Origin of the sequence: Veillonella parvula, assembly GCF_032472435.1 — a bacterium.
GTDB classification, from domain to species: Bacteria; Bacillota; Negativicutes; order Veillonellales; family Veillonellaceae; genus Veillonella; species Veillonella parvula_N.
Genome location: NZ_JAWEGM010000003.1, coordinates 180,423 through 192,900, shown reverse-complemented (window position 1 = coordinate 192,900; position 12,478 = coordinate 180,423). Strand labels below are relative to the sequence as shown.

Genomic DNA, 12,478 nt, shown 5'->3' with positions numbered 1-12,478 from the left:
CGAAAACTCAGTAAAACACACCACTTGTGTTGCATAACATTGCAAAGATAATAAAAAGAAGAAGTATAAAGATTAATTATCATCTACACTTCTTGCACAGAATAATAGTATTCTAAATTACAATCTGAATACTATAAATATTTATGATGTATCATCATATACTCACCCACGGCAATACAATATCAAAAAATTTCTATCTTGTAAACAACTTTTTCATCTTTTCTTCATTTTTGTCGTTTATTTATTTCATATTTAATACTTTTTAATTTTAAGAAATAGAATCTTCATCTTTCCTATCAATTATTACGATAAATCCACATATCGGAATATAACGATTATTGTAATTACGTAATCAATTTCATATTTTTAGACTTTTCAGTTTAATGCTTTCATAGATAAGATAATTTTATATACAGAAAATTTATCACCTACAGGTACACGAAAAAGCCGAGGCCCTAGAGCCTCGGCTTTCACAATATAAATCATATATATATATTCTATTTTTTATTAACCCTTACACGTTCAATAGTTGGTTGTCCTTCATGATTCTTGGCAATAGTATCCACACGGAATAACGCCATTTCAGGACCAAATTCAGATACGAGTCGATCATCGACGACAACACCGTTTTGAATAGCTCGGTACACAATTTGAGCAAATTCATAACGGGTCAACATACGATCCCCTCCGAATGTACCATCAGGATAGCCTTCCACAAGACCCCGTCGAGATAGATCGCTAACCGCCGCATATGCCCAGTGATTATTCGGCACATCAGGGAATAATGTGCTGTGGTCTGCTTTCATATTTGTTCCAGCCAGGCCATTCAAAAGAGCAGTCAACTTTTGAATCTGTGCATTTTGTACCGCTACAGTTTTCTTAAGTTCCAAAACTTCCTTACCGATAGCTACACGAGAACGGGATACATTACTGTGAGCACCTACTTTCACAGACATACCTGCATTTACAACGGTTTCGCCATTACCAACAGTAGATCCTACACTAAACTGCAAGTCCTCATTCGGTCTATAAAAAGCCCCCAATGCAGCGGCGTTGCCGTCATGATAGTGGCCATAACCAGCAGCAAAGTCCCATTTTGCATCAGGATCGAAATCCAATGGATGCAAAGCGGCAAGTGCAGCCGCTCCGGCCACAGATTTGTTAACCTTTTTATCGAGGCGAGCTACATTCCGCCCCATATTCGTTACATCCTGCTTGATATTAGTAATGTCACCCTGAATATTGGTTACATTCTTTTTAATATTGGTCACATCACCTTGTATATTGTTAATGTTTGTCGTGTTATTTGTAATCTGATTCGTTATATCGTCAGATAGGCTTACCTTATAATCTTTAGTCGTTCCGTTCGTCGTAGTTGTCACATTAATATGTTTACCTGCACTGACGGTAGTGGAGCCGTTCGCATTCACTTGATTTTGCAACTTTTTGAGCTGTGCCACATTCACCGCATCCGTATCCTTTGTACCGGCTGCTACGGATGTAATCTGACGCGTAATATTGTTATTTGCATCACCGACAGATACGGCTGATTTAGTCGCCTTCCACGTAGAATCCGTATTCGTGGACTGTGCCTTTGTACTCGGATCATACCCAACGGATCCAGCCGCCACAGTAGCCTTCGATTCACTGCCCAATGCAACGCCGCCCTCTACGGTTACATTCGTATTATGTCCGACAGCGACCGCATTATTAACAGATGTCGTAGTCTTGCTGTCTGTAGAACCGATGAGAACCGCATGATTGGCATCTTTTACCTCACGATTATCCCCCATCACAAGACTGTTCTTAGAATTAGTCACCGTATTTTCAGACCCTATTACGGTCGTATTGGACACCTTATCCGCCGTATTGTGAAAGCCCGTTAACATGGTATTCTCACTTTCTTTGCCTTGGGAGCCAGTCAATGTGTTATTTACACCCATAAGTGCAGAGCGAAGTGTATAATCCGCCTTATTACCGCTACCAAATGCCATAGTAGAACCGCCACCGTTAGAATTTTTGACAGCGGAACGTAATTTCTCAGCTAATTCCTTAGCGGAATTACCGCCCGAACTTGGCGCTGAAATACTGGTTACAGAATTCGTTATTTCATTCCCAGCACCAAATACGAGAGACCCATTGGAGTTAAAGGTCCGATTGGCCGTGCCTACGATACTATTTGCAACACCAGAGTATTGAGAGCTAGCACTTGCCGATTCAATACTATTTAAAGACCCTGTAATAGTAGCACCAAAATTCTTAGTGGCATCAGCGGTAGTAGTAGGATAACCTGAAGAGGCAATCGAATAAGCCCCTACAATAGAAGAAAACAAACCATTAGAATAACTATTCGCTCCTATAGTTGTGGAAAATAAATGTCCATTATTATTTTTGGTATTAGAACTATCTACATCCACATCACCTAATTTTCCTTTATAATTATGGGTCCCCAACATAATACTGCCAGAACGAGCATAGGTGTTTTGACCAATAGCCATTCCGGTTACCATCTTTTCAGGATTTTTTGGGAGCCCGAAAGGTATACCCAAAAAATTTTTATATCCAGCCTGATTAAAATCAAACGCTCTTTCCATTCCGCCTACCATATTTTCGACGAATGAATTCGCACCTATGGCAATGCCGCCACCTTGATCAATATAATTATTAATATGTGCCTTGCCACCAATTACAATATCACCTGTGGACGGCTGTCCGACACCACCCGAATACGCTATAGTAGCCCCTTTACCAATGGCTACGTTTTCCGCCTTCGGTGCACTACTGCCCGTGCCAATTGCTACACCGTTCCCGTTGCCCGGTGACACATCCACCGCTCCGGCCACATATAGACTCGATAACAACACACCATTAATCAACACAGATAATATAAGTTTACGCTTGCTCATTTTATCCTCTCCATTCCCTAATGAATTCCACGTGTAACTTATTCTTCATTATATTTTCATGAATATTGTGCCACTCTTTTTCTATTTTGTAAACAAAATAAATTTTTATGAATTAATGTATAAAAAAGGAACTGTCTTTTCATACCAAATGATAATCATCTGATACTATAAAACAGCTCCTTATGTTGCTTTTATCTAAAAAATAAATATAGATTCTTATGCTACTTTTATCAAAATAATAAATATATATATCAATCTATCTATCAATCAACGTGCACCGTATGTTGACGACGCACATTTTCCAACATATTAGCACGAACCGATGTTTTTGTATCCGATCGATGGTTACCACCAAACCAAGCCGTATCGACACCGGCTAGACGGAACATGATTTTACCGTACGGACTGCCGTGCTCATGCTCCGGCTTGTTGTAGCCCATGTCTACGGAAATTCTCGGCGTGAGCTGCAACTCCGTACCGATCCGCAAGCCATGCTTATCCGCACTGCGCCGCAACTGCCAACGATAGGCCTCCATATACACGCGCGCCCAACGGGCATTCTTGAAACTAGTCCCGTACTCCGCAGTATATCCGTTAGACACATTTTCCATGCGTGTCGCACCATCAAGGAAACGCTCGCCAGACACACCGCGATACCAGTTCATGCGAAACGCACCGATCCCCGACACGTACTCTAGCCCAACACTCATGCGACCGTGATTGCCTCTGAACCGATGGTCATAAAACAGATTGCCTCCGTAATAGTGTTCATTGTTCGCTGCGATTCGGCGATAGCCGATGCCCACATTCGCCGTCGTTCCTGTATCCGCTGCATTCGCCAACCGCTCCTGTGTAAACCACACATGACGAGATGTCTCATCATAATAACCTAACGGCTGCAATGTTTCCACACCGTACAAGGGCTTCCAGTTTTTCTGAAAGCGCAATGACAAGACGGTTCGCTGCATCCACGGTTTTGCCTTCGATCCGTGCATTGCGGAATGAACACCAGTCATGACCACCGCCTGCAACGCAGAGTTGACCGCATCCGTATCGGAATAACGAGTCGTCTTTTTATCTGTGGAGTCTGGCATCTCCAATCCGCCCTGACCGATGACATGATCTGGAGTATGAGATGAATTAACATGGAATGTATCTAAGTCGTCAGATAATACGGTCTTACTTTCACTATGAACTTGTTTTACCGTAGTCCCCTGCATAGGCTGCTCTGCTTTATTTACCTGCTCCCCCGATACGGGCATAACGAACATGCAAAGGGCACTCATCAACACGATTATATATTTCATTACACACTCTTACGTACAAACACACTTCTCATTACTTAATACCGTACATACTTAATCATGTACATAATACTTAATTACACACGATTACGCATGCCGATAACTCATGATTTTATCATGAATAACACATGAAAGTATTTCTATTTTATATAAATATATAGAGGATTGTCAATCCATATAGATTACAATTTATAGAATAAATAAATATTTAAACTTTATAATTATGTGTCAAAGATTTCTTATCAACTATAAATACCTATAGAATATATTGTATATTTATTGGAATTATACGAATATTTTATTTACAATATACCTTTTTGGTATTATAGTAGCCATGTAAGTCTTTTTATGAAAGTTTTGTGAAAGTTTGTTTGTACACAAAGGAGTGTATACGATGAGTAAGAAACGTTTTGTATTAGCAAGTGTTGTAATGGTAGCTTTATCCGCCTCAGTTTATGCGGCGCCGGTTAATATCGTTGATAACAATGGTAACATCGGCAAGGAAGGTCAAACTTTCACCACAGGAACAGGCGGCAACATCACCCTCGGTGAGAATGCCGGTGCGGCGAACGGAAAAGGTAAGGGGCCCAATGCCCAAGGCAATAACATAGCCTTGGGTGCAGCTGCTGGGGCCGGCTCATCAGGCGGCGGCAATATCAACCTTGGGGCGAAGTCATTCCGAGACAGTACCGGCGATTTTAACATAACCGTCGGTTTCGCCGCAGGTAATGCAAGCCAGTTGACAAACTCCATTGTCATGGGGACTCAATCAGGGGAAAAATCCGCAGGTGATAAAAACGTGTGGATTGGGAACTTCCAGGGTGCTAACAGTAAAGCCAGCAATTCTGTAGCCATCGGGTCAAATTCGACAGTAAACGGACAGTTCGACCTTGCCGTAGGGCATTATGTGAATGTAAAGGCTGCTAAGGGCTTGGCCGTAGGCTCTTATAATACACTATCTGAAAAAGCGACCGCATCCGGTGTATTCGGCCAGGGCGAATACGGTAAAACAGCTATTGATGCAGCCAATTCTTACAGTATAGGTAATTACAACCACATTTCTGGAGAAAACACCTTTGTTCTCGGCAATAATGTGACTACCTCTCTAAAAAACGGAGTTGTCCTTGGCAATGATTCCGCTGACGGCGATGTAGTCGGTACAGCAAGCCATACCTTTGAAAATGGTACTACCGTCAACTATGCCGGCACCGCCCCTGTATCAACAGTATCCATAGGGGCTAAGGGCAAGGAACGGACAATTACCAATCTCGCAGCAGGTCGCGTGAGTGCTACCTCTACTGATGCAATCAACGGATCCCAACTCTACGGCGTTCATCAAATGATTGATACCCTTGGTAAAAGTACAAGTCAACAGCTTAATAATTCTATCAGCACCATTGAAAAATCTGTACAACATGTATCTCAAGAGGTACAACGTGTCGAATCAGAATCCAATAAAGGCGATGCTCGTGCCGCTGCGTTAGCCGCACTGCATCCACTACCATATGATCCAGATAATCGCGTTCAATACATGGCAGGCTACGGTCATTATAAAAATGCGAATGCAGTAGCTCTAGGTGTAGGCTATTATCACAAAGATAATCTTTTACTCACCACAGGATTTACGATGAACAATCACGTTATGGCCAATGTAGGCATCACCTATAAACCGGGAAAATCTTTATCTACGGCTATGTCCCCTGCCTCTTATAACGCACTAGAACAACGCGTACAAGCATTAGAAACACAAAATAAAGATCTACAAGAAACAGTAAAACGCTTGGTAGACAAACTTGAAAAATAATAAGATCACTTTATAGTAGTCCTATAACTACTTTCACACAAACACACTAAAACCAAAACACCAAAAAGCTGTACACACATAGTCGATTTTTGAACGTCCCTTTGATGTAAAATAATTTTGACATCAAAGCCGTTTAGTCTAATCTATGTATGTACAGCTTTTATGATTATTTATATGTAGTTATTATTAATATGTAGTTTTAGTCATACGCAGTTTTATAACTATTTAATTAGCATTCATTCATTATCAAATATGAGTACATTGTTATAAAGTGTTTCATCTCAATTTGACGATATATGTGATTATCTCTATAATATAAGTAGATAGCCAAGCGAGTGGTTCCGTTAGGCTCATCTCAGAACTATAAATAATTGATGAAATGGCCTTTCAGTTATCCAGTTACTGGTAACGAAGGGCTATTTGCTTTTTCCAAAGCAAATAAGTGCTACTAGAGCTCCGAAAGCGATGACAACAGCCATTACTTGAAGCAGGAGCATGATTAGTTCATAATCACTCATAGACACCCCTCCCTTCATTAACGAAGAGAGGCCCAACCTCGCCGGCTATCCTAAGATAATTATATGGCGAACATATAAGCGAATCAATAAGAATCTATATATAGAAATATACGAAAGTATGTTAACAAAAAAGGCAGCGATTTAATCGCTGCCTTTTATTCTTATTTACGCGCCACGCGCATAGCTGCCATCATGCCTGGAGATTTCCAGACGGATTGGCCATTATCCGATACGAGTTTATTATTATCGTAAAACACGTCTGCATTGTAATAGTTGTCATCACTAGATGTCACTTTATAGCTAAGACCTGCTGTTGTGTACACTGTAAAATTAAGTATATCTCCCACTCGCTTTACAGAGTCTTGATCTACATACCAGCTGTTACCGAGATATGTCGTAGCATACACATCTTGACGAGCTTCTACATCGTTTGTGCTAATGCCAATTAATACAAGCAATACTGCTAACATATACAAGAATTTACGCATTATAATTACCTCCCGTTTTATGGTAAGAATACTTATATATTATACCAAAAAATACCGATAATCGCATTATAATGGCAGTACTTTCTCAACCCTTGACTGAATGCGCTCGAGGCTTGGCGTGATTGCTTTCATCACAGGTTTTTCTATGAAAGCTAGCCGCACATAGTCTACGGTCATACCGATGACAAAAATGAGAGCCACTACAAAGATTGCATACAGAGGTAATACTATTGAATTATAGTACTGATACGTTGCCAATACATTATCCCACATGTAATGAAGAAATAGCTTATTATCATGCAATAGGTATATGCCAAAGGTAGTAGATGCCACCACATTAATCCAAGGACGATAAGTGATCTTTGCTTTCAAAAAAATAATAAATAAGCCAATGCCTAATAGCAATTGAAAGAAGCCATAATCATTTTGTGTAAAGTAGAAAATCTGTTTCATATATACTGGATTCGTCATGGCTAGTACATCGACGAGAATATCCCCTAGAAAGGCCCCTACAAAGCCTATGGTGCTAAATATAATACCTATTTTCTTTGTTATATGTGAACCGTACAGCTTGATGTACGCCCCCATCGAATAGAATATGACAAAGGAAAAGATATGTTTGAAACCAAAGGTAGTATGCGGTACATTAGGCCACAAATTCAATGCCGTCGGTATTAAGAACCAAATTACCGTGGAAGCCACTAGGAGTATAACGTAGTATTTATGCTGTAGCCAATGAAGCACTCGATTAATAATAGGCGTTAATAAATAGAGTACTAAAAAGTTCTGGGCGAACCAACTCATGGCACCAATGGTCAATAGCGCAAGCATCATATTTCTTGACGTCACCGTATCGAGTCCTAAACCCATAGCCACGCCCAACATGGCAATGCTGCAAAACCATATTTGCCCTACTAACTTGACAAACTTGTGCAGCTTAAAACTACTAGAAACCATAAAATAGCCCGTTATCATAACAAAGGCAACTACACCAGCCTTGCCTCCAAGTCCAAATACTTGGAGAAACACCTTATTAAACGTTAAATCTGGCATAAAGGGAAAACAACCGTGCACGCTAAAATGGTGCATAATAATTAGTATCATCGAAATGATACGCAACAATTCAATATTGCTCGCTCTCATTCTCTATACCTCATATTCTTCCTCTCAAACTATATGAATACTACGCCAACTGATAACTACCAGGATGACTTGTATACATCATAAAATACATGAAATATATGAGAATGTTGTGACAAATTTTACACATAAAAAGACAGCTGATTATACACCAGCTGCCTTTTTATTAAGCTATAGTTATTACGATAATAATTAATGTACAAAAAATTAGCATTTTGTATCATCTAATCAACTAATAGTTTTTGGCAATCGTATTTTCATTTTCCTACCACTTATAAGCTCCTCTATTATTAATTTCTTGATAACAGCACATTTTTTTATCGTATCAAAAATTGTAGCAAACATAATACCTGTACATATACAATTTATATGTTACTATTCTCATAAAATTTAATATAACAAATCAAAATTCCTACAAGGGTTGGATACGCTAATATAAATTCATTACTCATAAAGCATACAATCTGACCAAAGAATGCTACTAATAAATAAACTAACGTCGGATTTTGTATATGTCGTCTAATTCTATATGTTTTATATAAAATATATAAAATTGGTGTAATAAATAATAGTTCCCCTATAACACCAAACCAAGCCAATATGGCTGCAAATTCGTTGAGTACAGGGTATTCAAACGCTAAAAACCCTTTTCGTAACACATCCTCTGTCCATTGCTTAACCTCTCCACTATCTTTAGCAAAATCCGGGAATCGATCCACCATATAGTTAGAATGCAAACCTCTACCAACACCAAACAGAGGGTAATCTAGACCTACTTTAAACATAGCTACCGTATTACCAAATCTTGCTGAGTTAGACCGTGAGCTCGCATTACTAACAGATTTAACATTACTATCAATATAGTTATCTAGCGCTTTTTCTACCGATACAGCTTTAGAGGTTTCATCAACAGTGTTTATTTCTGAAATACTTGCTCTAATAAGAGGGCTCGCCACGGAGTCTCCCACAATGACAAACGAATAACTTAATACACTAAGACCAATTATAAATAGACATAGCTTCCACCAAGATTTATATCTAAACATTAGGCTTAATACAATAAACGCAACAAGTTCAAATAGATAAACAACAACACCAGTTCGCGCTTTAGTTAAGAAAATCATAGAAATCAATAGAAATGCTAATACAATATCAAACTTATTTTTGTCACTCACATAATGAATACCTAATAATGGAGCTAAAAATACGGCAATCATACTAAAATAGGATGGTTCTAATGCAAGGCTTCTAAGTTGGCCTGGCCATAATTCTGGAGGCCACCACCCACTTTGTACAACAGGATCATATAAGCTATTATTAATAGTTACTAGTATACTAGCTAAATAATCCGAACCACTCCATAGCCAAGAAACCTCTATAACAGAGTAAGCTATACATAGAATTGTTAATATTCTTGCAGCATTAACAATGGTATCAAGGCCTTTTTTATAATCATCTTTATAAAGATTAAAAATGATTAAGAATAAACCAATTAATGGAAATATAAAGTTTCTGAATAAATACCAAACTAAGGACACCATCAACTTTACTTGTAGAACAAATTCATTACCTACAAATGAAGGGAATAGAGTATATAATTTTTGAACAACGGATGTATTGATTAAGTACGTATAAATTACAGTATCGTAAAAAGGGAAAGAAAATACCCCCAATATAGTACAAAAAACAATCCAAACAACAGATATTATAAAATACAGTTTAAATGGAACCTCTGTCTTCTTTTTCCATATGCTATACACAATAAATAAAAAAATAGAAAAAAACAAAAATACCATCGACAGATTATTTCCCATCGAAAATAAGGTATACCGATCTGGTATCCGCATTAAGGGTAATGAAATTATCATTGCACAAAGCAAAATCTCTTGAATTTTATAATATGCTAAACTAATCATATTGAAACAAACCTCTCAAATCTCTCAAACTACTTAATACCTCTTAAAAGAGTTGCTTCCTTAATAAACCTCCCATAATACTCATAATTAAAAATTCTGTTAATAGCATTGTTATTGCTACTCCTTTAGCCCCCCACAAATAACACAATGGAAATATAGATATCAAACTAAAGAAAGCTCCCAATACTAGAGTCCGACTATAAGCACTATTCATATTAAGGGGTAACATCGTTTCTTCACCCAATACAGTACTAATAGCAACAGCTAATGGAACAAAAGACAAGATTCGTAATACATCAACAGTTAAATCATAATCAGCTCCGAACAATAGCCTAACTATAGTATCTGAAAAGAAAAATAAAGATGTACAACCAACAAGGCCTACAATCAAATACAGGAATAATTGCTTTTTAATAAACTGTAATCCCTTAGGAATATCATCTCTCATCATCTTACTTATAAATGGATATATTGCATCACTTACAGCATATATACCTCTTCGAACACAGGTAATTAATTTATCAGCAGCACTATAGTAACCAACGATAACATTATTCGTAAGCATACCTAATACTACTACATTAGTTGCAGTATACAAGTTAACTGCCAACGAAGATACGAATATAGACCAGCCTTCTTTATAAGAATTAATAATCTCACCCATAGGTGGCAATTTGAATAATCCTGTATAGTGTTTTCTTAACCAAACTATTGAAAAAATACCTGCAATTAATGGAGTACAAGATTGTAAGAATGCAGCAAGTATATAATCATCTGGAGATTTTACAAGTAAAAATATACCTAGCATTGTACAGATACGACCACTCATATTTAAGATGGTAATATACCGCATCTTCTGTATGCCCTGGAAAAACCATACAGGAAATAAAACATTGCCTATAATTCCACAGTACATGACCTGAAATAATAATATATCAATTGTATTTCCTAATAATATGCGTTGTAGATTATAAATAGCAAAAAATACCGCGGTAATAAATATTAATATACATACTTTTCCATAAAAATATTTGGCAAATAGAGAGCTTATGTTCTGTTCTTCAGCCTGTGCTATTGCCTTTGGCGCTGTTAAGGAATAACCAAAATCTACAAAAATACGGAAATATTCCATAATCCCCTGCATAAAGGCAATCATCCCAAAATGCAATGGTCCTAATACGCGAATCAAATATGGTACTAAAATAAACGCTAATATATATTCTAAAGCGCGCAAGGTCAGTAAAGAAAATATATTCTCTATTAATACGGAGTAACTCTTTCTCACATTACCCATCCTCTAACATTAATATCTATTAAATATTACTAACTATACTTTCATAATTAGAGAAAACCCCATAGTATTATCAATAAAAATATAAAGATAATCTCTATGGGCTTTAATTATATGTAATATATAATCGTACAAATATGACTATGATTCATATTTAATAATACAATTTAACCAATAGCCTTTTTATATATTGTTTACACTTCCACATTGGATTATGGCTAGTATCAGCCGTATGATCTAATACATAGTGTTTATATTGAATTAGTAAATCATTGTACTCTTTCTTACATTTATTGGCACAGACTCTACGAGATAATTCCACATAGGAATTTAAAAGATATAATTGCAACTCATTCTTTACACTACTGCAGTGATTCATAAGATAATCACTCATATATATGTGGGACTCTATTGTATCTATCATAAAACGTCTAGTGAAAGTAGCCATTATACTACCTGCGCGTTGTACATAATAATAAAGTGGTTCATTTACTGTTACTATACTATTAGCATTCAAAAATAACATGAAAATAGTAAAATTATCCTCTTGAACTCGTCCCTTTGGAAAACGAACTGGCACCACTCCATTGAATAAATCCAATTTAAAAATTTTATTCCATACTACATTTAAATCAAATGGTTCCGTTTTTAGTAGATAATACCGTAACATATCCATGCCTGTAAAAGTTCGTTTATCATATTGAACAGACATAGTATGTATACTGATATCATCATCACCTCTATAGATATAATAATTACAAGATACTATATCAGCATTGTTATTATTCGCTACAGTAATCAGTCTTTCACACATTGTATTCACAATAAAGTCATCACTATCAATGAATAAAATATAGTCCCCTGTAACATGATCTAAACCATAGTTACGAGCATCGGAAAGCCCCCCATTCTCTTTGTGAAAGACCTTAATTCGTTTATCCTTCGCCGCATAAGAATCTGCAATAACACCACTACAATCCGTTGCACCATCATCAACTAAAATAATTTCTAAATTCTGATAGGTTTGATTTAGTATAGATTGAATGCATCTGTCCAAATATTGTTCAACATTATAAATAGGAACAATAATAGAAAGTAAAGGTTGCATAAT

At 37.1% G+C, this 12,478-nt stretch carries 8 protein-coding genes; 1 reads left to right on the top strand and 7 read right to left on the bottom strand.

The window, feature by feature from the left end; all coding sequences use genetic code 11:
* Positions 1–497 precede the first annotated feature (497 nt).
* Together E7A03_RS06180 and E7A03_RS06175 are read right to left on the bottom strand one after the other, a co-directional pair.
* A complete protein-coding gene (locus E7A03_RS06180; protein ID WP_287510023.1) occupies positions 498–2,906 on the bottom strand; it encodes a YadA C-terminal domain-containing protein in 2,409 nt (802 codons plus the stop codon).
* Between the two features lie 263 nt (positions 2,907–3,169).
* Positions 3,170–4,213 carry an inverse autotransporter beta domain-containing protein gene (locus tag E7A03_RS06175; RefSeq protein ID WP_278469361.1) on the bottom strand — a complete coding sequence of 348 codons (1,044 nt, stop codon included), beginning with the start codon at positions 4,211–4,213 and terminating at the stop codon, positions 3,170–3,172.
* 391 nt (positions 4,214–4,604) lie between these two features.
* On the opposite strand from E7A03_RS06175, the gene E7A03_RS06170 reads away from it, so the two are divergent.
* A complete protein-coding gene (locus E7A03_RS06170; protein WP_278469360.1) occupies positions 4,605–6,014 on the top strand; it encodes a YadA-like family protein in 1,410 nt (469 codons plus the stop codon).
* A 679-nt stretch (positions 6,015–6,693) separates the two neighbouring features.
* Here the strand turns inward: E7A03_RS06170 and E7A03_RS06165 are convergent.
* The 5 genes from E7A03_RS06165 to E7A03_RS06145 all read right to left on the bottom strand — a co-directional run bounded on the left by E7A03_RS06165 (position 6,694) and on the right by E7A03_RS06145 (position 12,475).
* Complete coding sequence (locus E7A03_RS06165) at positions 6,694–7,020, bottom strand: hypothetical protein (RefSeq protein ID WP_058948373.1); 327 nt, start codon at positions 7,018–7,020, stop codon at positions 6,694–6,696.
* A 66-nt stretch (positions 7,021–7,086) separates the two neighbouring features.
* A complete protein-coding gene (locus tag E7A03_RS06160) occupies positions 7,087–8,163 on the bottom strand; it encodes an acyltransferase (protein WP_278469357.1) in 1,077 nt (358 codons plus the stop codon).
* A gap of 362 nt (positions 8,164–8,525) precedes the next feature.
* Positions 8,526–10,076 carry an O-antigen ligase family protein gene (locus E7A03_RS06155; protein ID WP_278469355.1) on the bottom strand — a complete coding sequence of 517 codons (1,551 nt, stop codon included), beginning with the start codon at positions 10,074–10,076 and terminating at the stop codon, positions 8,526–8,528.
* A gap of 43 nt (positions 10,077–10,119) precedes the next feature.
* A complete protein-coding gene (locus tag E7A03_RS06150) occupies positions 10,120–11,361 on the bottom strand; it encodes a flippase (protein WP_278469353.1) in 1,242 nt (413 codons plus the stop codon).
* A 160-nt stretch (positions 11,362–11,521) separates the two neighbouring features.
* A complete protein-coding gene (locus E7A03_RS06145) occupies positions 11,522–12,475 on the bottom strand; it encodes a glycosyltransferase (RefSeq protein ID WP_278469350.1) in 954 nt (317 codons plus the stop codon).
* Positions 12,476–12,478 lie beyond the last annotated feature (3 nt).

Coding starts and splice junctions, on each gene's coding strand:
- E7A03_RS06180 (WP_287510023.1), bottom strand. CDS start 2,906: ATGAGCAAGCGTAAACTTATATTATCTGTGTTGATTAATGGTGTGTTG.
- E7A03_RS06175 (WP_278469361.1), bottom strand. CDS start 4,213: ATGAAATATATAATCGTGTTGATGAGTGCCCTTTGCATGTTCGTTATG.
- E7A03_RS06170 (WP_278469360.1), top strand. CDS start 4,605: ATGAGTAAGAAACGTTTTGTATTAGCAAGTGTTGTAATGGTAGCTTTA.
- E7A03_RS06165 (WP_058948373.1), bottom strand. CDS start 7,020: ATGCGTAAATTCTTGTATATGTTAGCAGTATTGCTTGTATTAATTGGC.
- E7A03_RS06160 (WP_278469357.1), bottom strand. CDS start 8,163: ATGAGAGCGAGCAATATTGAATTGTTGCGTATCATTTCGATGATACTA.
- E7A03_RS06155 (WP_278469355.1), bottom strand. CDS start 10,076: ATGATTAGTTTAGCATATTATAAAATTCAAGAGATTTTGCTTTGTGCA.
- E7A03_RS06145 (WP_278469350.1), bottom strand. CDS start 12,475: ATGCAACCTTTACTTTCTATTATTGTTCCTATTTATAATGTTGAACAA.